The organism is Spiroplasma attinicola (assembly GCF_023509825.1).
In the GTDB taxonomy this organism is placed as follows: domain Bacteria; phylum Bacillota_I; class Bacilli_A; order Mycoplasmatales; family VBWQ01; genus Spiroplasma_D; species Spiroplasma_D attinicola.
In genome coordinates this window covers 443,830-466,215 of the sequence record NZ_JAKQXY010000001.1, presented here as the reverse complement: position 1 = coordinate 466,215, position 22,386 = coordinate 443,830, and the positions used below count along the sequence as shown (strand labels likewise).

Genomic DNA, 22,386 nt, shown 5'->3' with positions numbered 1-22,386 from the left:
CAACCTAATATTCCTGCTATAACTCCAATTAAGGCTACATCTGCTGGAAAAGCTCAAGATGTTGCACTTAATGTACCTTCAATTGCTGACAAAGAAGCACTAAGAATAGTATAAGGTAAATGACCTAAAGTAAAAATATCATTAAATGCAATGATTCCAGTGCTAATTTTTTCTTCTAAATTTTTTCGTTCTTTATTATATTTTTATTTTAACACTTTAAAAAATGAAAACAAGAATCCATTATCCAAAAACAAATACAAAAAATGCAAAATTAATTGCAGATTTTTAAATATTATTTGAAATTGCTATTATTTAAAATACGATATTCGGATAAATCGGAAACTGTGCTAATAATTGATCAACTTCATCTTTCAAAGCAATCAAACCAGAATCTTCAATTCCTTTTGGTAATTTTCATGCTTTAATAATAATTTTTGCTAACTGCTGAAACTCTTTTTCTTTAAAACCTCGTGTTGTCATTGCTGGCGAACCAAAACGAACACCACTAGAAATTTTCGGTGATAATTTATCAAATGGTACAGCATTTTTATTAGCAACAATATTAATTTTTTCTAAAATATCAACCGCTTTTTGACCATTTAAACCATTAATTTTTAAAACATTAATTGTTAATAAATGAGTATCAGTTCCACCTGCAACAACATAAAAACCAGCATTACTAAATTCTTTGGCAAACGCTTTGGCATTTTTAATAACTTGTTTTTGATATTCAACAAATTCAGGAGTTAATGCTTCATAAAATGCTTGGGCTTTTGCCGCAATAATATGTTCTAATGGTCCACCTTGATTACCAGGAAAAACAGCACTATCTACCTTTTTTGCTAATGCTGCAGTAGTTAAAATTGCTCCGCCTCGTGGTCCTCTTAAAGTTTTATGAGTTGTTGTCGTAATTAAATCAGCATGGCAAACTGGTGTTGGATGTTGTTTTGCTGCAATTAAACCAGCAATATGAGCCATATCAACCATTAAATAAGCATTACATGATTCAGCAATTTCACGAAACTTGGCAAAATCAATTGTTCTTGAATAAGCAGAAGCTCCAGCGACAATAATTTTTGGTTGATATGATTTTGCTAATTTTAAAATCGCTTCATAATCTAATTGTTCATTTTTTTCATTAACACCATAAGCTAAACCATGATAAGTTTTCCCAGAAAAATTAACAGGATAACCATGAGTTAAGTGTCCTCCAGCATCTAAAGCCATACCCAAAATTGCATCTAACGGATTTAAAACTGCTGCATAAGCTTCAGCATTCGCCTGACTTCCTGAATGTGGTTGGACATTGGCATGAGCATTAGCTTGTTTACAAGTTCATTCTTTACCATTACTATCTTTAAATTTTTCGCCTGGTTTATGACCACAAGCAAATAACGCTTTTAATCTTGTTATTGCTAATTCTTCGGCAATATCAACATTTTCACAACCATTATAATAACGAGCATGAGGATATCCTTCAGCATATTTATTAGTTAAAACACTACCTGCTAACTTTAATACTGCTTGTGAAACATAGTTTTCTGAAGCAATTAATTCAATATGATTTTGTTGGCGTTTGATTTCATTTCTAACAATATCAGTTAACTTTGGATCTAACCCTTTATTAAATGCTTGATCAACCTTAGTTTGATAATTTAAAATTGGTTTTATTTCATCTGATTTTTTCATAAAGACTTGCTCGCATTCTTACTTTTTCTTGATTTTGTATTAATTTAATTTTTTAATTCTAAATTGATGTCGTTCTTCAGTACTCGTTGGTGTATTTAAAAATACCTTTACTAATTCAACACCTTTTTCAGCAGCAATAATTCTTGCTCCTAAAGCAAGAACATTGGCATTATTGTGTGAGCGAGCTAACCGTGCTGTTTCTTCTTCATAAGCTAATGCACATCTAATTCCAGGAACTCTATTAGCTGCAATATTAATTCCGATTCCGGTTCCACAAATTGCAATTCCAACATCGGCTTTTTGATCTGAAATTGCTTTACCAATTTTAAAACCATAATCAGGATAATCAACTGGTTTAGAATTAACAGTTCCCAAATCCAAAACTTGATAACCTTGCTTTTTTAAATATTCAATAATTGGTTTACGAAACTCAAAAGCAGTATGATCGTTAGCAATTGCTACTCTAATTTTCTTTTCCATAAAATCACTCCTCACTATCAAGAGTTATTATTTTAATCTTGCTATTAAAAAATAATTCTTATTGTTTCAATTTTAACAAAATTTAAAAAAAATAACTAATATCAAAAATATTAGTTATTTTATCTTGTTAATTATTTTTTGTTTCAAAACTTATTTTTAGTTGCTTTCTTTGAATTTTCTTTTTTATCACCCAATAAAACTTGAAAAATACACTGGAATGGAAATCAAATAATACTAGCACATATAAAACCAATGAATAGTATAATTCAAAATATCTTAATAATTTTTTTCCCCATATTTATTTTTCTTTCTTATGATTTACCATAAGAACCAAATTCTTTTAATAACTCAATCGCTTTAGTTTTAATTGCTAAAGTTGCATCTTTCATTAATTTTCTTGGATCATAACCTTTATTTTCTTGGTCTTTATTATTAATAATATAGTTTCTAATTGCTCCAGCAAATGCTTCTTGTAATTCAGTATTAACATTAACTTTAGCAATTCCTAAACTGATTGCTTTTGCTACTTGTTCTTTGGGAATTCCTGAACCACCGTGTAATACTAATGGTTTGTTACTTGCTTCAGCGATTTGTTTTAAAACATCAAAGTTTAAACCTTTTCAACCATCTGGGTAACGACCATGAACATTATTAATTCCTGCGGCTAAAATATCAATTCCTAATTTAGCTAAACTTTGACATTCTTGTGGATCAGCAACTTCACCCAAACCAACAACACCATCTTCTTCGCCACCAACACTACCAGCTTCGGCTTCAACTGAAGCATGATATTTTTTAGCTAAAGCAATAACTTTTTTAGTAGTTTCTAAATTTTCTGGAAAACTCAAGTGTGAACCATCAAACATAACTGAAGTAAATCCTGCTTCTAATGCTGATTGACATGCTTGATATGATTGACCATGATCTAAATGTAAAACAATTGGGACAGTAATTTTTAAATCTGCCATTAAAGATTTAACCATATTGGCAACAACATTATAACCACCCATATATTTAATTGCTCCTTCTGAAGCACCTAAAATAATACCACTTTTAGTTTCTTGAGCCACTTCTAAAAGACTTTTTGTTCATTCTAAATTATTAATATTAAAATGAGCAACGGCATATTTACCTGCTTTAGCGTAATCAACTAAAGCTTTAGCATTAACAAAATTTTTCAAACTTGCACCTTCTTATTTTCTATTATTTATTCTAAACACTTATAAAATATTATCACATTTTAAAAAATATTAAATAGCAATTTATTCAATTGTGGCTTTAATAAAACCTAAAAATAAAGGATTAGGATGATTAAGTCTTGAAGTAAATTCAGGATGAAATTGACTAGCAATAAAAAACGGATGAACCTTGTTTGGTAATTCAATTATTTCAACTAAATCTTTTTCTTGATAAACACCACTAACAACTAAACCATTATCAATTAATCGTTGACGAAAACGATTATTAAATTCATAACGATGACGATGTCTTTCTTCAACAATATCTTTTTGATAAAGTTTTCTTGCTAAAGTATTACTTTCTAGTACTGAAGGAAAATTACCTAAACGCAAAGTACCACCAATACCATCAATTAAAGAATTACCTCTTGATAAGTCAAAGATTGGATATTCTGTCTCACGATTAAATTCAGTTGAATTAGCATTAGTTAAACCACAAACATTACGAGCAAACTCAACACATGCTAATTGCATTCCTAAGCAAAGACCTAAAAATGGAATTTTATGTGTTCTGGCAAAATTAATTGCTAAAATTTTACCTTCAACACCTCTTTCACCAAAACCACCAGGAACAACAATCCCGTGATATTTACTCAAAATTTCTTTAATGTTTTTATTAGTTAATTTTTCAGCATCAAGAATATCATATTTCACTTTAACATTAGAACTATAACCAGCAATTTTTAATGATTCAATCACTGATAAATAAGCATCACTTAAATTAGCATACTTACCAGTAATTGCAATCTTTACTTCTTTTTTAAGATTTTCAATTTGATTATTAATTTTTTGTCATTCTTTAATATTAACTGGTGTTTTATTTAAACCTAATAAATTAGTTAAAAGTAAATCAATTTTTTGATCAACCAAAATTAAAGGAACTTGATAAATACTATTACAATCAGGCACTGATAAAACATATTCTTTTTGAACATTACAAAATAATGATAACTTATCTAAAATTGTATCAGGAACTTGTGCATCACTACGACAAAGTAAAATATCAGGTTGAATTCCTAAAGACAATAATTCTTTAACAGAATTCTGACTTGGTTTTGTTTTAAATTCACCAGCAACAGTTAAATAAGGAATTAAAGTTGTATGCAAAATCGCAACATTTTCTTTGCCTTTTTCATAGCGAATTTGTCTAATTGCTTCAATAAAAGCTAAAGATTCAATGTCACCAACTGTGCCACCAATTTCAATAATAACAATATCAGCTTGACTAGACAATGCTACTTTAAAAATCCGATTTTTAATTTCATCAGTAACATGAGGAATTACTTGAACAGTTGTACCATGATAAAGCCCTTTTCGTTCTTTTTCAATCACTGTTTGGTAAATTCGACCAGCTGTGACATTTGATGCTGAAGTTAAATTTTCATCAATAAATCGTTCATAATGTCCTAAATCTAAATCAGTTTCAGCACCATCACTAGTAACAAAAACTTCACCATGTTGATATGGACTCATTGTCCCTGGATCAATATTAATATAAGGATCAATTTTTTGCATAAAAACTTTTAATTTTTTTTGTTTTAAAATTCGGCCAACTGACGCAGCAATAATTCCTTTTCCTAAAGATGATACAACACCACCAGTAATAAAAATATATTTAGTATCCATAATTCTGTACCTAACTTTTAATTTTAAAAATCTTCTTCTTGTAAGATTCTTTTATTTAAATCTAAATCAAGAGTTTCAACGTCTCCATCGCCATAATTATCTTCAGCAATAAAGATTTCATCTTCATCATCATCTGAATCTTCTTCTTTTTCTGAAAAGATTTCTGTTTCTTCTGTAATTTCTTCTGATAAATCAAATTCATCATCAGTATCATCACTAGTAATTGATGTTACTTGTGATTTAATTTCTTCTAAAGAAATCTCATTTCTTGGATATCATAATTTATCACTTTTCAAGAAGAATTTAGTATCTAAAATCATCCCTGTATAAAGATTACCAATTGCTTTTTCTTCATATTGTGAAGAAATATTTAATTCTTTTTTAACATACTTTCAAATATCATTGAAACTTGCTTTCTTATGTTTCATTAAATATTGATAGGCTACTTCAAGCAACCTAGTACGATTTTCCATTCCTTTTCACCTCAAATTTATTGCGTTTTACATTTTGTCTGGCGCATTAACACCTATTAATTTTAAACCATTAAATAATAAATACTTAATTGTTAAAACTAAACTTAATCTTTGATCAGTTAACTTCTGATTATCAATGTTAATAATTTTACACTCATTATAATAAGAGTGAAAAGATTTTGCTAATCTTTGTAAATAATTTGCCATTAAATGCGGTTGTAAAGTTGTAACAATCCGATTCAAAACAAAATTATATTCATCAATTAAGATTAATAATTCTTTTTCTTTTTTATTTGTTAATAAATTAATTGTTTTTATAGCATTAAATTTTTCTGCTTGACTAAAAATTTGATTAATTCGAGCATGAGCATATTGTAAATAAAATACTGGATTATCTTGATTTTTCTTTGTTGCAATATCAATATCAATATCTAAATGACTTTCAGAAGCACGAGAAATCATATAATATCGCAAAACATCTTTGCCAACAATTGCTAATAATTCTTTCATTGTAATTGAAGTTCCTGCTCGTTTTGACATTTTTTGCTCAACACCATTTCTTATCAAACGAACTAATTGCGTTGGAACAATAATTAATTTATTAGGATCATCATTTAAAGCAGCCATTCCTGATTTAATTCGAGCAATATAACCAGAATGGTCAGCACCTCAAATATTAATTAATAAATCACTACGATGATATTTAATATCGTGATAAGTTAAATCAGGTAGCATATAAGTATAAGAACCATCAGATTTAATAATTACTCGATCTTTATCATCACCAAAACTAGTACTTTTTAATCAAGTAGCACCTTCTGATTGATAACTATTACCATTTTCTTTTAACTTTGTTAAAACTTTTTTAATTGCTCCTGTTTGATAAAGACTTCTTTCAGAAAATCAAATTTCCATTTCAACATCAAAATTTGATAAATCATTTTTAATTTCTTGTAACATATAGTTAATTCCAAATTCAGCAAAAACTTTATGATTTTTTTCATCCAATTGCTTTTTATAAAACTTTAATTGATATTTATCTTTGAAAGCTTGTGCTGCTGAAATAATTTCAGCACCATGATAACTATCTTCTGGTAATGAAATATTAGCTCCACAAAGATTTTGATAACGAACAAAAATTGAATTAACTAAAATATTAATTTGATTACCCGCATCATTAATATAATATTCACGAATAACATGATAGCCACGATGCTCTAAAATATTAGCAAGTGTTGAACCGATTGCAGCATTTCTTGCATGCCCTAAATGTAATAATCCTGTTGGATTAGCACTAACAAACTCAACATTATATTTTAAATTATTTGGTTTTAATTTCGCATAATTTTCTTTTTGACTTAAAACTGCTTTTAAAATTGGATAAAAAGCATCAATTTTAATTGTAAAATTAATAAATCCTGGTCCTAAAATTGTAATCTTTTCAATTAAATCTTTTTTAACGATTTTATCAACAATTTCTTTAGCAATTAAGTTAGGCTTTTTTTGATATTTCTTCGCTAATTGTAAAGCAAGATTTGATCAATAATCGCCAAAATCATTTTTTTGTTGATTAAATTCGACACTAATACTTGCTTCATTAATTTGATAATCAGTCTTTTTTACAGCAACAATAAGAATTTGTTTTAATTGATCAGTAATATAACTATTCTCTTTTTTTTCCTGCACTATTGTTCTCCTTTTAATAAATTTTTTTCATTTTGTTTGAGATAATTAATCTTTAATTAAAATATTTTGTTCTTGATCATTTTTATTAGTTAAAAATTGATTAATAATTTGATTAACATATTGAATAAAACCAATCCGAATGAAAAAACGTAAATTAACTAACTCTTGATAACTTAAATTAATTAATTCTTGATAATCACCAAAAATTTCTTGATCTAATAAATTTCGGAATTTACTATCAATTTGATTATTATCATCAAAATCATTAGCACCTATTAGATTAATTAAACTTTTATCTAATTGTAAATGCTCTAAATTCTCATTTTTAATATTTTTATTATCATATATTTTAATTAATTTTAAATATAATTTTTGTAACAAACTCAAAGCATGAACAAAGTTATCTAATAATTCCTTTTCATTAATAACTAAATAACTATTTTCATTAAAATAACTATTGTTAGGTCCTGCTTCATACCTTGCTGCTTGACCACCAGGATTAATTTTTTCAAAATATCGTAAATATTCTCGTAAATCCTTTAAAATAATTACCAATTCTTCATCATCAATCCGATTAATACTAATTAATTTAATTAAACGAATTAAATTATGAAAATTAATTTGTTTTTTTTGAGCTGTTGGTTCACTACTAATGTATTTTTTTAAACAGTGTTTTAACTTCAATTCTAAAGATTGATAAACCATAAATAAAGTAATATGAAAATTATCAAAACCAATTCCTCTTTTAATATTTAACAAAGCATTTACGGCAAACATATTGGCACGATCGTTATCATTTCCTAAAACACTAGTTAAGTCAACTCTACGATAATAATTACTAATTAATTTTCTTAAAGTTTCAACAAATAATTTATGTTCTTGTTCTGCTAATTCAATAGTAAGGTTATTAATTTCATCAAGATCATTATATTTATCACCAATAAAAAGATAAGTAAAAATCGCAAAATCAATAATAACTTTTTCACGAAGGTTGTTTTCTTGTAAATTCAATTTTATTTTAACATCATCAATTGCAACTTTATTTAAAAGTATTCCTAAAATTACAATACTTTCATCATAATCAAAATTATATTTTGTCATTTCTTGATAAAAATCATTTACTGACATATTTAAAATTTGTTCTTCATGATAAGTTAAAACTTTTTTAAGTGGTGAAAAAATATTCATTGGTATTCCTCATTAAAAATAAAAAAATCTTAATTTTAATAACTTTTAACATAATATTAAAATTAAGGCAACCTTTTACCTTGAATTCAAAAACTATTTTTTTATTAAAGAATAATAAAGGATATGTTCTTTTGTTGAACTGTTTAAAATTTTCGAAACTTTTTCTAAAGGTAAGATTTTATTATTGTTAAGTTTAATCATAATTGGTTCTTTTGTCACATCATAAATAACATTTTTTATTACTTGCGATTGATTTGAAGTACTAGATTTTTCATTTTCTAAAGTTAACTTATATTGTTCTTGATTAAATAAAATTGCTTTTGCTCAAATAATTAAAGTTTCATCAGTTTCATAAAAAATAATATCTTGGACTAGTTTAAGAATTGTTGCATCATTAAGCTTTAAATATTCATTAACACTAATCATTTCTTGTTTTAAAATTGGAATAATTATCGCAATATTAATTTTTCATTGATAGTTTTCTTGCAATAATTTTCTTAATTGACTAAATAATTTTTGCAATTTTAAATCAAAAAAAATACTGCTTTTATGGAAATAAACTTGAAAATACATATGAAATCTTGTTACTAAATAATTTTCAATTGCCCAGAGTGCTTTATAATTAAAAACAATTCCATGTTTTTGATCAATAATCATATTACTAATTACTCAATCTAAATCAATTGAACCATAATCAACACCAGTAAAATAACAATCACGAATTAAATAATCAATTCGGTCACAATCAAGTTGTGATGAAATTAATTGAATTTGATATTTCGAACATTTTTTGTGATCTTTTTTTATAATATTAATAATGTCATTAGCATTAATATGATATTTTTTTAAAATTTGATTAACTTCAGTCGTTTCATCACCAATAATAGCACAAGTATAAAATTCATGATTAAACTGATACTTACTATCATTATTAAAATTAGTAACTCCTTCAAAACTATGAGAAAAAGGACCATGTCCTAAATCATGTAATAAGCCAGCAATTTTAATAATTAACTTTTCTTTATCACTAATTAATTCATTATTACCAATTTGGTTAAGAACACGAGTTAAAACATGATAAACTCCTAAACTATGAGTAAATCTTGTATGCGTAGCACTAGGAAAAGCAATTTGTGCACCACCTAATTGACTAATTCATCGTAATCTTTGAAATTCTTTACTATCAATTAGTGCTTTAATCACCGGTTCGTTAATATTAATATTCTTATGAATTGCGTCACGGATAAAAATTTGCTGATTTAAACTTTCATTTTGCTTCATAATTAACCCCTAAAATTTTAAATCTTTAATATTTGTTAAAATATTCTTTTTCCCTAATAATTTAATTGTCTTTGGTAATTCTGGACCACTTGTTTGTCGAGAACAAGCAATCCGAATTGTCATAAATAATAATTTACCAGAAATCTTTGTTTCACTTTTAACTTGATTAATAACATCATGAATCTTTTCTTCATTTCAATCATCAAGTTGGTTAATCTTTTGACTAAAAACTTTTATTACAAGTTGTGATGAAGTAGAATTATTTTTCAAAAATTCTTGACTATCTTTTGTTAAAGTTGTTTTATCTTCTAAAAAGAATTTAATTAGCTGAGTAATTTCAGCACCATACATTAATTGTTTTTGGTAAATCAATAGTAATTCTTTTCATCAAGTTTCAGGTCTACTATTTCAATCATACGCTTTTTTAACAAAAGGAGTAACTAAATCTAAATATTTTGCTTCAGAAAGTTCTTTAATATAATGATTATTAACTCATAATAATTTTTTAATATCAAACATTCCTGGTGACTTACTAAAATAATCACTATTAAAAATCTTAATTAATTCTGCTTTAGAAAAGATTTCCCGTTCTTCATGAGGATTTCACCCTAATAAACTAATAAAATTGAATAGCGCTTCTGGTAAATATCCTTCATTACGGTATTGTTCAATAAATTGCATTAAACTACCATCTCGTTTTGATAATTTTTTGCCTTCTTGATTAGTAATTAAAGTTAAATGACCAAATTTTGGTGCACTTCATTTAAAATAATCATAAACAATTAATTGTCTTGGTGTATTTGACAAGTGCTCAGCACCACGAAAAACATGACTAATTTTCATTAAATAATCATCAATAACAACAGCAAAATTATATGTTGCGATACCATTAGTTTTAATAATAACAAAATCGCCAATATCTTTACTATTAAAACTTACTTCACCACGAACAATATCATTAACAATAAAAGTTCTATGTTTTGGTGATTTTAACCGAATTGCAAAAGCAACTTTACTTTGTAATTTTTTATTAACTTCAGAAGGTGATAATTTAGCACAACGACCATCATATTTAAAGGCAGGAACCTTTGCTTTTTCTTGCGCTTTTTTCATTGCTTCTAAAATTTTTGGCGTACAAAAACAATGATAAGCATGATTTTCATCAATTAATTTATTAGCATAATGACGATAAATATCTAATCTTTCAGTTTGTTGATAAGGGCCATATTTGCTACCTTTAGTATCAATTGTTTCATCAATTTCTAAACCTAATCAGCGTAAATTATTTAATTGTGAAGCAATACCATCAGCAACATTTCTTGCTATATCAGTATCTTCAATTCGCACGATAAATTTACCATTATTATGTTTGGCAAATAAGTAATTAAAAATTGCGGTTCTTGCTCCACCAATATGTAAATACCCTGTTGGGCTTGGAGCATATCTAACACGAATTTCCATTTTTCATCCATTCTTTATTTATTTTTTTTAAGTTTTTTTATTCTTTGTTTCTTTTTCTTTCGTGCCATTATTTTATCAGTAGTATCAAGATTCAAAGTAATAGTTTGCGTTTCATTTGGATCAAATTCACTATTACTTGGAAAGGGAGCAGTAATTTCTAAATTTAATTCTTCTTTTTGATTAGCATTATTATGTCTTGTTCAATCAAGATTTTTTTGGTGTAATTTAAGAATTAAAAAAATCGAAAGAATTAATAAAATTAAGAAAATGGCAAAAACTGATCAAATTTCAATAATATTAAGTCAATTTTGATAAAAATGATTAGCATTATAAGTTATTCCACTTGAATTTTCAACAATCTTTATTGCACTATTATTTCATTGATAATAAAATAATTGAGAAATAAAACCAAAATAAAACCCAACAATAACTAATGTAAAACCAACAATTAAACCAACTAACTTTTTTCTTGGTGTATCTGCGATTGAAACTAATGTTTGACTAAGAATTGCACCTAAAATACCAAAAAAAGCAAAAACCGTTCCAATTGTTATTAGACCATAAATCGCAAAAGAACTAGCACTTGATATTTTGTCACCATTATTACCAATTACCTTAAATCCTTGAGAATACAATCTAAGTAATTCATGGTTCTCTCAAATTATAACTAAAAATATTAAATTATAAATACCAAATAAAAATAAAATAATATAAAAAATTGAAAATCAAGCAATTCTACTTTTATTTTCCATATTTATTCTCCCATCTTAGAATAAATATATCATTTTATTAAGAATTACTTGTTGATTTAGATTTTTACTTTTTTAATTTATTTTGTTTTTTTAATGCTTTTTTAGCTTTCTTATCAATTGATCTTTGTCGATAAATTTCATAATCACTCGGCATAAAAGAAAATTTATGACGCATAATTCAAAAAAAGATTTGCAAAAAAAACATGGCAAATATCATTAAAACAACTAGAACAATTAAGACACTACGATTAATTCAATGATAAAATCCTGTATCTAAATACTGATTAGAATATGTTATTTGTAATTGACTATTCAAAAGAACACTAACTACTAAAAATCAGAAACTGAAATAAAGCATAATAAGACTACTTTTTGGATTATGATAAATTTTGTGTGGTGCAAAAAATAATAAAATTCAAGAAAAAGTAACTAAAACCATATTAAGAATTGGTGTACAAAAAATATTAATGTCTTTCATACTGCCACTAATTTGATATTTATTATTAACTGCTAAATTAACAATGATAAAAAGACTAAAAGCAAAAACTAAAATTCCAAAGAATCAAAATAAACCAGAATAAGCAAAATAAGCTGTTCTAATTTTATCTTGATAAGGAACAAAGCGATGTTTTTTAATATTTTCGCTTGCTTTAGAATTTAAAAAAAGTTTTTGGTTTTCCATCATTTCACCTTTTAATTAGGAAGTGCTTCAACTACTAAAATTAAAAATATTGCAGATACTACTTGGAATGCTCAAGCAATTAAAGTAATTATTGAATAAAATAATAAAGTTGGTGTTCCTCAAAAAACAAAAGAGCCACTAAGAATTAAAGTTGAAAGAATTAAAGTTAAAATAGCAATAATTCGGAAATAATTCTTTTTCTTTGCTTTTCTAGCTGGTAAAAGAAAAGCTAAAATATCAATTAAAACTGAAATACCAACATAACATAAAGCTAAAATTGTTTGATATTTAGTTAATCCAAGAATTGTTAATTCTTTACCAGAAATTAAACCTACTAATAGTAAGATTAAGAAAACAGCACAAGCTCCAAGATGAACAATTGATGAAATAAATAGCATCATTCGTCCTTGTTTTAATTTTTTAAAGACTGGATCTTTCAACTTAGTATCGTGAGGAACATAAGCTTCACGCTCTTTATTATATTCAATTTGATTATTTTTGTTCGACATTTACATATTACTCCTTTATATTATTTTTTTGAAAAAAATAAATTATTTACTATATTTTATAACAATTATTAAAATTGACAAAAAAATCTTTTTTTAATTTAATTAAACATTGAAACGGAAATAGCATATATCACCATCTTGCATTTCATAAGTTTTACCTTCAACTCTTAATTTACCACCATCTTTAACTTTTTTTTCATTACCAAAAGCAATTAAATCTTGATAATTATAAACTTCAACACGAATAAAACCTTTCATAAAATCAGTATGAATAATTCCAGCACACTCTGGTGCTTTCATTCCCTGAATAAAAGTTCATGCGTGAACTTCTTTTGGTCCTGCCGTAAAAAAAGTTGCTAAATTAAGTAATTTATAAGTCGCTAAGACAATTTGATCAATACCAGACATTGGAACATTCAACATTGCTAAATATTCTTTTTTTTCTGCTTCATCAAATTCTGAAATTTCACTCTCAACTTTAGCACAAACAGCAATTACTGCTAAATTTTTTTTCTTAGCATAAGCTTTTAAAGTTTCAAGATAATGATTTTCTTTTTTATTTAAATCACTTTCAGCAATATTAGCAATTAAAATTAACGGTTTAATTGTTAAAAAGTTAAATGGTTTAATAATTAATTTTTCTGCTTCATCTAATTTTTGATCACGAACAGCAATTCCCTGATCTAATGATTGATTAATTTTCTTTAATAAAGCAATTTCTGCTAAAAGTATTTTATCATTAATAGACTTGGCTTTTTTTTCAACTCGTTCTAAACGATTTTTAATTACTTCTTGGTCAGCAAAAATTAATTCTAATTCAATTACTTCAAAGTCAGCAACAGAATCAATCTTATTGGCAACATGAGTAATGTTATTATCTTCAAAGCAACGAATTACTTGGCAAATGGCATCAACTTCTCTAATATTAGCTAAAAATTGATTACCCAAACCTTGACCTTTACTTGCTCCCTTTACTAAACCAGCAATATCATGTAACTCTAAAACTGTTGGTACTACTTTTGTTGGTTGAAAAATTGTAACTAAATCATTAATTCTTGGATCATTAACAATACAAGTTGCAATATTTGGTTTAATTGTCGCAAAAGGATAATTTTCAATTAGCACTTGGGAATTAGTAAGCGCTTTAAAAAGTGTTGACTTACCAACATTAGGTAAACCAACAATACCTGCTTTTAACATTTGTACTCCTTTAATATATTTACTTATACTATGCTAACATAAAAAGCGAAAATAAAAAAGAGATGTTTGCATCTCTTTTCGCCTATAATAGCCCCGCAACACATGCAGGTTAGATCGTCGGATTTAAACCAAATCGCGTTTTATAGGTCTTTCATAATAAATTCTATAATAACTATAAAATATTAGCAATAATTTGTCTCAAATATCTCTGTTATCTTACATAATAAAATTTTTATTATTGCTTTTCTTCTTTTAATGTTTCTTTTATATCTTCAATATTTGGCATAAAATTATTAAAGTCACTATCTTTAAAGTTAAATAAATTATTATTCTTATCTAAAAAATTATTCATTGCTTGTTCTTTTTTTTGAATATGATTAAGAACATTTTCTTCCATAGAATCTTTAGATAATAAATAATAATATGTCACTTGCTCTTTACCTTCTGGCATACCAACTCTATGAATTCTATCTTTTGATTGAAAATGATTAGTAACATTATAATTAATATCAAAATAAATAGCATTTTGACAAACTTTATGCAAAGAAATTGATTCTCCAACAGAAGCTGGATTAGCCACTAAAACCATTAATTCACGACTATTTTTATTAAAAGTTTCAATATATTCTTCACGTTTATCATATGAAACGCCACCATATAATAAACCATAATCAATTCCCTCTTTATTTAAAAGAATTGAAATTTCTTTAATACAATAAATTCAACTAGATCAAATTACAACTTTTTCATTATGTTTTATTAACTCTTTTACTTTAGATAATAATTCAATGTATTTATCAGGAATCTTACCTTCCTTATTATATTTTTCAATTGCATTTTTAATTTCTGAAGTATTAATACTTAATTTTAATTCCTTCATATCTGCATCAAAAGATTTTTTTTCTAAAGTTTCTTTTAATTTATTATTTGCTTCTTCTAAAAAATCATCTGAATTGGAATCATTTAATTGTAAAATAATATCATTAACAGGCCTTAAAATCATTCTAATATCAGTTTGAATTTGTAATAATCTAATGATTTTACTTCGATAAAATTCCAAATTTATTTTTTGATCAGCATCATGAATTCAATATTCAAATAAACGTTGTCTGATAGTATTAAATAATTTTGATTGAAAATTTTCCATTTGACAATAAATTTTTATATAATCAGGCTCTTTAAAGTTTCCCATATCTTTTTTTCGCAATGAATAAAAAAATGGTGCAACTTGTTGAAAAACTTCATCAATTTCATTTTCATCATCATTTTTGATTTTTTTAAGCTCTTCATAACTTTTAGAAAGAATTGGTAGTTCATCTCTTTTTGTTAAATCAAAATAAGAATACAAATTTTCATAACCATTAGGGATTGGAGTTCCAGTTAAAATTATTTGATAAGAAATATCTACTTCATTATTATTTATAATTTCAGACAAATAATTAGTTCTCTGAGATTTCGGATTTTTAATTCTATGTGCTTCATCTAACACTAATAAAATTTTTCATTTTTTAAAAAAATTAATTAATTCCTTTTTACAAGATTTTACTTTTTCATAATTTAAAAAATAAATTATATCTTTTGTATTATGAGGATTAGCAATATTAAGCTCTCTTCTAAAAGTTTTTAAATTAAAATCAGTCGAACTAGGAGTTCGCCCAAAACATTCTTGATATTCATGTTTTCAAGAAAGTAAAGAAGAAACTGGTCCAATAATAAATATTGCATCTACTTCATTTCTTTTATTTTTTAATCAACTAAATAAAGTATAAACTATTGTTGTTTTACCTGTACCAGGTGCAGAGAAATTACAAGATTTTTCCATTTTTAAGTGAAAAAAAGCACTTTTAATTTGATTTTCATATGGAATATGATTTTGTGGAAAACTAACTTCACAAAATTTCTTAAATTCATTATATTCTAATTCAAATTCTTCTGAAATATTCTGTCCTATTTTTAGATTACTACCAATTTTTCTTAAATCATTTAATTTTTTTTCATCATTTTTTAATTGCTTTTTAAAATTTGAAATATTTTTATCAAATTCAAAATCATTAATATTTTGCTTTTGAAGATATTTTTCAAGTTGATTAAGAGATTTATTTAAACTTTCAGCTGAAAAAGATATTTCATTTTCTGTTCTTTTAACATTTTGAAAAATATTTGAATCTAATTGTAAAAAGCTAAATAATTTTTTTTCATCATTTTTAGATAAAACTTTAATATTTCCAATAACAATATAATTTCCATCACTTTGACTAATAGTAAGCATCCTAATTTTCTCCCTGTAAAAGTTTTTCATCAATTTCTACTATTAATTCCTTAATTTTTTTAAAATTTTTCTTAAAATTAGGTGTAATATTAGTTTCTTCAAAAATTTCATTTATTTGGTTAATATACTCATAGGCTGTATGCATCAAATCTTCGCCTTTAAAACGTTTACTAGTAATCGATAAAATATTAGTTTCCAATTCTAAATAATTATCAAAATCTGTATGAGTTTCTTTTTTATAACATTCTTCTATATCTTTTTTATCTATTAAATCACTTCTTTGAGTAATAATTTTTTCTGCTCGATCATTAAGATCTTTAATAACTTTACTAAATTCATTTCAACTTTTTTCATTTGAAAATAAAGACTTTTTTGTTCCTTTAGTTCTTGGATTCGGTGTTCCTAATAATTTTCGAAATTTCTTACCTTCATATCCAATTCTAATATAATTAAATGCAATATTTTGAAATTCATATACATCTGTTAAATCATATTTTCAATCACTTTGATATTTATTACTTTTCATTGCTTCTAATGTTGCGCTTAAATTAATAAAATGGTCTTCAGATTTTCTAATAAAATGAAATTGATTAGGTGCTTCAATATAATTTAAATAATTTTCCATTAAAGAAAATATTTTTTTGTAATTTTCAATATCTTTTACTTTTTTCTTCATTAAAGCAGCAATTTCTTCTTCTTTAAAGCCTTTTTGTAATAATTTATTAACTTTTAAATACTTTTCAATTGCTTGATAATCTAACTTTTCATCTTGTCCCATTTGAATTGCTGTTTCTAATCTCATAATTTCAATTTCAGAAAAAGAATCATCAAGAACAATAGTTTTTAATTTATTAAAAAAATCAATATTAGAAGATTGATAATTTAATTCAGAACATATTTTTCTTAGTATACAAAGACGGCGATTACCATCAATTACTAAACCATTTTTATTAATAATCGCAAAAGTATGCTGTTTATTTTGCTTAATATCATCCTCAGTTTTTTTATTATTTATAATATCTGATTCTCATAAAAAATCAGAAATAATTGTTTGTCCTTTTTCTGAAAGTCAATCCATATCAAAATGACTATTTTCAAATTCATAACTTTTAATATATGAAGCTATCCGATCATTATATGGATTAAATTTTAAAAATTCTAAAGGTACTTCATAAACATCAAAAGTTTTATTTGGAAAAACTTGAACAGTTATTCCAGTTTGAATAGGCTTATTATTAAATAATATGTTTTCTATATTTTCTCTTGCTTTAAAAATATAATTTTCTTTTTCCATTTTATCCCCCTATTTATCCAAAAATTTTTAATTTAATTCTTCGGTTAAATCTTTAAAATATTTTTGAACAAACTCTTTATTTAATCAATAACATTGTCTAGTAATTTTTTTGCCACAAGGTATTAAATATTGATTATTTCTATCTTGTGCTTTTGGTCTAATATGACCAATATATCCATCTTTTTTAGAAATTAAATTATTAATTGTTTTAAGTTTTCCATTTTTAGTTTTTTTTATACTTATAACAATATCGCCTTGAAATTTTTTTCTTGTATCTTCTCATAATAATTTTAAATCATTAATATTTGTTTCAGGAAATTCAAAAGATGATATTTTTGAAATATAAGTATTATTTTCATCTTTTTTAAAGCCAATAAAAATAAATTTAGTATTAATAAAATAGTTATATAGTTCAGAATCATAAAAAGAAATTTCATTATTATTTTCAAATTCATATGGATTTACTAAATTAAAAGGAAATTCTTCTTGAATTGTATTATTAGATTTAATCGTATAAGTGCGAATTTTAATATTTTCTTTTAAGAATTCTTCAATATAATTAAAATTTTTAACATTAAAAATACTTTTTAAAAGTGCATAATTAACATCTTTCCTTTTATAATTTATATTAAATTTTTTGCATAATTCTTTAACATTTAAATTAATAAAGGGAACAATTTTTTGAAAAACAAAATTAATTACACTTTTATTTTCAATAATATTCAATCTTGGTAATTTATCTTTATATTCGTCTTTTATTAGTAAATATTTCAAATAATGAGGTTTAAAACTATAAGCTCGCCTCATAGCTTTAATATCAGAAAAAGGTTGATTAATTAAACTATCATTTTTTGTATTACCTTTTGGACAAGCTCCTAAATACTTAGTTAATCTTTCAGATAATTGATGTGCTTTGCCCATTTTAATTTTATTTGCAATTATCTGCCAATCGTTTTTAATAATATTTAAATCATTTAAAGGAATCTTTGATAAATCATGGTAAATAAAATTATGAATAAAATAATCTTTATCTAAAATTTCATCATTAAATAAATAATAAACCATTAAAATCTTTTTATTTTTTTTAAAGAAAGAAGATTGATAAAAATCATTTAAATTTTCTTGATTAAAATTAATAATATTTAAAACCATCCGTTCTTTTATCGAAAAATCTTCTTTATTTTTTAATTTTTTAAGTGGCGTAGACTTTATTTCAATTCCCAAATGATGCAAATCTGGTTTACTAAAGTTATTCCTTTTAATACCAAAATAACTTTCTATAATATTTCCTACATAACCCTTATTTTCTAAATTAACATCATTATCAATTCATTTTATTTCTTTAATAATCTGATTTACTGATTTATTTTTTAAAGATTCAGCCATTTTAATAACTTGTTCTTCTGTTTCCAATTCCATTAATGCCATATCCTTGATCTTTCCATAAAATTATTTATAATTAAATTATATTTAAATTTCCCTTGATCTTTTATACTGAATTTATTAATATTATAATATAAATAAAAAAAATAAACAAATAGTCTTAAAGAAAGGTATTCATTGATTTATGAAAGAAATTAAAGTAGTAGAACTATTCGCTGGTGTTGGAGGATTTCGATTAGGTTTAGAAAAATCTTCAAAAGCTACATTTAAAACAATTTGAGCTAATCAATGAGAACCTCATAAACAAAAACAACATGCATTCAATTGTTATAATGAACATTTTGGTTATAGTAAAAATCATATTAATCAAGATATTGCAAGTGCTAAATTTAATATTCCAAATAATATTGATTTATTAGTCGGGGGATTCCCATGTCAAGATTATTCAGTAGCTAGAACTCAAGCTGCTGGAATTAATGGTGAAAAAGGTGTTCTTTGATGAGAAATTAGTTGAATTATTAAGGAAAAAAAACCAAAAATGATTTTATTAGAAAATGTTGATCGTTTATTAAAATCACCTAAATTACAAAAAGGTCGAGATTTTGGATTAATTTTGAGAAATTTATATGATAATGGTTATTATGTTGAATGAAGAGTAATCAATGCTGCAGAATATGGCTTTTTACAAAAAAGAAGACGAACTTTTATATTTGCTTATAAAAAAAATCTTAATTTTTTAAAAATTAAAAATAATGATATTTCAACAGCTATTAATCTAATGCAAGAAAAAGGATTTTTTGCAAAAAATTTTGCAATTAATAATAAACTGAATCCAGAAGATATTAAAACAATAGATATAAAAGAAAAATATGATAATTTATCAGATATATCTAAAAATTTTCAATTTGATTTCGAAAATAGCGGTTGTATGATTGATTCAAAAATTTTTACAACCAAAAGCATTCCAAATATTGATAATAAAAAAATAAAATTATTAAAAGATATTATCATTAAAACTAAAGTTGATAAAAAATATTTTTTAAATGATAAACAATATGAAAAAATTAAGTTATTAAAAGATAGAAAACAAATTGAAAGAAAAAAACCTAATGGAGAAAAATATTATTATTCAGAAGGACAAATGTCATTTCCTGATAGAATTGATGCACCTGCAAGAACAATGTTAACAAGTGAAGGTACAATTAATCGCTCTTCACATATAATAAATGATTCATTAAATAAAAAGATAAGATTTTTAACTCCAATTGAAACAGAAAGAATTAATGGTTTTCCAGATAATTGAACAAATACTAATATGCCAGAAAGATTTAGATATTTTTGTATGGGTAATGCGTTGGTAGTTGATTTAGTTAAAACCATGGGTAATACAATTCAAGAATTATGAAATCAAAAATACAATAAATCTAAAATAAATAAAAAAATTAGTATTATAAGTGAAACTCACTTATAATACTAATCAATCAACTTCAATAATTCTAATAAACGATTTAAATCTTGATTATTATGATAACTAATAATCATTTTTTTATCTTTAATCTTTACTTTCGTACTTAACTTACGACTTAAATTATTTTCTAAATCATTTAAATAAATATCATTTGGTTTTAAATTAGGTTTCTTTTTTGAATTTAATAATTGCTGAGCTTTAATCATATCTTCAACTTTACGAACAGTTCATTTTTCTTCAAAAGCACGATGAGCTAAATTAACAATTAAAATACTATTTGGTGTTAATTGTAATAATGGTTTCACATGACCCATGGTTAACTTATCATCTTTAACCATTTTTAATACTTCAGCTGGCAAATCTAAAATTCTCATTGTATTAGTAACATGAGATCTTGATTTGTTAACTTTTTTCGCTAACTCTTCATGAGTTCATTTCATTTTATCAATTAAAGTTCGATAAGCTTGTGCTTCTTCAAAAGCATTTAAATCAACTCTTTGAATATTTTCAATTAAAGCAAATTCCATAATTTGTTGATCTGTTGCTTCAATTATTACTGCTTTAATTGTTTTTAATCCTGCAAGTTCTGAAGCTTTCTTTCTTCGTTCACCAGCAATTAATTGATAAAATTCACTATCTTTAATTTTTGCAATAATAACTGGTTGAATTAAACCATGAGTCTTAATTGATTGACTCAATTCTTCTAATTCTTGAGAATTAAAATGCTTTCTTGGTTGATGAGGATTTGGAATAATTTTATTTAAAGCAACTTCTTGCGATAAACTTTCTTGAACTTCAGGTGACTTTTCAATATTATCAACTAAATCATTAAGACCATCACCAAAAATTGTTTCTAATCCTTTAATTCCTAATCTACTTTTCTTATTATTAGCCATTATTTAAAACCTCACTAACTAAATTGCGATAAGCAACGGCTCCACGACATTTTGGTCGGTAATCAAAAATATTTTTTCCGTGTGACGGAGCTTCACTTAAAGTAATATTTCGCGGAATATAATTACGATAAACTCTTTCTTTGAAATTTTTCTTAATTTCTTTAATTACTTCAACCGAAGCATTAGTATGAATATTAACCATTGTTAGTAAAATGCCTTCAATTTTTAAATTCGGATTAAATAATTGTTGAATTCACCGAATTGTTGATAATAATTGCACTAATCCACCCAAAGCATAAAATTCAGCTTGTAACGGAATAATTACTGAATCAGAAGCAGACAAAGCATTACGATTAATTAAACCTAAACTTGGTGGGCAATCAATAATAATATAATCATACTTATTGCGAACTGGAGCAAGTTTTTCTAATAAAACATTTTTTTTCGTTTTTGAATGTTCTAAAAGGAAAATTTCAGCACCTGCTAAAGAAATTGTTGCTGGTACTAAATCAACACCTTTGCAAACATTAGGTTTAATTACTTCTTCAATCGTTGTTTCATTAACAATAACATCATAAATATCTTTATTAAGATTATTAAAATTAAATCCCATCGAAATTGTCGCACTTCCTTGAGCATCCAAATCAATTAGTAAGACCTTTTTATTTTCCAAGCCAAGTCCGGCTGCTAAATTTGTGGCGGTAGTTGTTTTACCAACTCCACCTTTTTGATTGGCAATGGCAATTATTTTACTCATATTTTTTCACCTTAATCATTTTCTATCATACATTACATTTTAAATTTTAGCAAA

The 22,386-nt window shown here is 25.1% G+C and carries 19 protein-coding genes; 1 reads left to right on the top strand and 18 read right to left on the bottom strand.

Annotated features, from left to right (window positions below):
* Positions 1–312: 312 nt before the first annotated feature.
* The 16 genes from glyA to LT335_RS02150 form a co-directional block, all read right to left on the bottom strand.
* On the bottom strand, positions 313–1,689 hold the full coding sequence (glyA, locus tag LT335_RS02225; RefSeq protein ID WP_249728338.1) for a serine hydroxymethyltransferase: 1,377 nt from the start codon (positions 1,687–1,689) through the stop codon (positions 313–315).
* A gap of 39 nt (positions 1,690–1,728) precedes the next feature.
* Positions 1,729–2,169: an RpiB/LacA/LacB family sugar-phosphate isomerase gene (locus tag LT335_RS02220; protein WP_249728337.1), complete on the bottom strand. Its 441-nt coding sequence runs from the start codon at positions 2,167–2,169 to the stop codon at positions 1,729–1,731.
* A gap of 311 nt (positions 2,170–2,480) precedes the next feature.
* Positions 2,481–3,350 carry a class II fructose-1,6-bisphosphate aldolase gene (gene fba, locus LT335_RS02215; protein WP_249728335.1) on the bottom strand — a complete coding sequence of 290 codons (870 nt, stop codon included), beginning with the start codon at positions 3,348–3,350 and terminating at the stop codon, positions 2,481–2,483.
* A gap of 81 nt (positions 3,351–3,431) precedes the next feature.
* Positions 3,432–5,033, bottom strand: a complete 1,602-nt coding sequence (pyrG, locus tag LT335_RS02210; RefSeq protein ID WP_249728334.1) for a CTP synthase — start codon at positions 5,031–5,033, stop codon at positions 3,432–3,434.
* Between the two features lie 23 nt (positions 5,034–5,056).
* Positions 5,057–5,506, bottom strand: coding sequence for a DNA-directed RNA polymerase subunit delta (gene rpoE, locus LT335_RS02205; protein WP_249728332.1), 450 nt, complete (start codon positions 5,504–5,506; stop codon positions 5,057–5,059).
* Positions 5,507–5,533: 27 nt separating this feature from the next.
* A complete protein-coding gene (gene argS, locus LT335_RS02200; protein WP_249728331.1) occupies positions 5,534–7,192 on the bottom strand; it encodes an arginine--tRNA ligase in 1,659 nt (552 codons plus the stop codon).
* A 45-nt stretch (positions 7,193–7,237) separates the two neighbouring features.
* Positions 7,238–8,380: a HEPN domain-containing protein gene (locus LT335_RS02195; protein WP_249728330.1), complete on the bottom strand. Its 1,143-nt coding sequence runs from the start codon at positions 8,378–8,380 to the stop codon at positions 7,238–7,240.
* Positions 8,381–8,473: 93 nt separating this feature from the next.
* Positions 8,474–9,661: an HD domain-containing protein gene (locus LT335_RS02190; RefSeq protein WP_249728328.1), complete on the bottom strand. Its 1,188-nt coding sequence runs from the start codon at positions 9,659–9,661 to the stop codon at positions 8,474–8,476.
* A gap of 9 nt (positions 9,662–9,670) precedes the next feature.
* Positions 9,671–11,122 carry a glutamate--tRNA ligase gene (gene gltX, locus LT335_RS02185; protein WP_249728327.1) on the bottom strand — a complete coding sequence of 484 codons (1,452 nt, stop codon included), beginning with the start codon at positions 11,120–11,122 and terminating at the stop codon, positions 9,671–9,673.
* Positions 11,123–11,136: 14 nt separating this feature from the next.
* Positions 11,137–11,874, bottom strand: coding sequence for a hypothetical protein (locus LT335_RS02180; protein ID WP_249728326.1), 738 nt, complete (start codon positions 11,872–11,874; stop codon positions 11,137–11,139).
* A gap of 64 nt (positions 11,875–11,938) precedes the next feature.
* On the bottom strand, positions 11,939–12,556 hold the full coding sequence (locus LT335_RS02175) for a hypothetical protein (protein WP_249728325.1): 618 nt from the start codon (positions 12,554–12,556) through the stop codon (positions 11,939–11,941).
* Between the two features lie 11 nt (positions 12,557–12,567).
* Positions 12,568–13,065: a hypothetical protein gene (locus LT335_RS02170; protein WP_249728323.1), complete on the bottom strand. Its 498-nt coding sequence runs from the start codon at positions 13,063–13,065 to the stop codon at positions 12,568–12,570.
* A gap of 102 nt (positions 13,066–13,167) precedes the next feature.
* Entirely contained in the window at positions 13,168–14,265 is a 1,098-nt protein-coding gene (gene ychF / locus LT335_RS02165; protein WP_249728321.1) for a redox-regulated ATPase YchF, read from the bottom strand.
* Between the two features lie 235 nt (positions 14,266–14,500).
* Complete coding sequence (locus LT335_RS04535) at positions 14,501–16,534, bottom strand: SNF2-related protein (protein WP_249728319.1); 2,034 nt, start codon at positions 16,532–16,534, stop codon at positions 14,501–14,503.
* Position 16,535: 1 nt separating this feature from the next.
* Complete coding sequence (locus tag LT335_RS02155) at positions 16,536–17,828, bottom strand: hypothetical protein (protein WP_249728317.1); 1,293 nt, start codon at positions 17,826–17,828, stop codon at positions 16,536–16,538.
* A 27-nt stretch (positions 17,829–17,855) separates the two neighbouring features.
* Positions 17,856–19,256: a Sau3AI family type II restriction endonuclease gene (locus LT335_RS02150; RefSeq protein WP_249728315.1), complete on the bottom strand. Its 1,401-nt coding sequence runs from the start codon at positions 19,254–19,256 to the stop codon at positions 17,856–17,858.
* Between the two features lie 139 nt (positions 19,257–19,395).
* On the opposite strand from LT335_RS02150, the gene dcm reads away from it, so the two are divergent.
* Positions 19,396–20,682, top strand: coding sequence for a DNA (cytosine-5-)-methyltransferase (dcm, locus tag LT335_RS02145; RefSeq protein WP_249728314.1), 1,287 nt, complete (start codon positions 19,396–19,398; stop codon positions 20,680–20,682).
* 2 nt (positions 20,683–20,684) lie between these two features.
* Here dcm and LT335_RS02140 read toward each other — a convergent pair whose 3' ends face one another.
* Positions 20,685–21,575: a ParB/RepB/Spo0J family partition protein gene (locus LT335_RS02140; protein WP_249728312.1), complete on the bottom strand. Its 891-nt coding sequence runs from the start codon at positions 21,573–21,575 to the stop codon at positions 20,685–20,687.
* Positions 21,568–22,332, bottom strand: coding sequence for a ParA family protein (locus tag LT335_RS02135; protein WP_249728310.1), 765 nt, complete (start codon positions 22,330–22,332; stop codon positions 21,568–21,570). The genes LT335_RS02140 and LT335_RS02135 overlap by 8 nt, the downstream gene beginning before the upstream one ends.
* Positions 22,333–22,386: the final 54 nt, after the last annotated feature.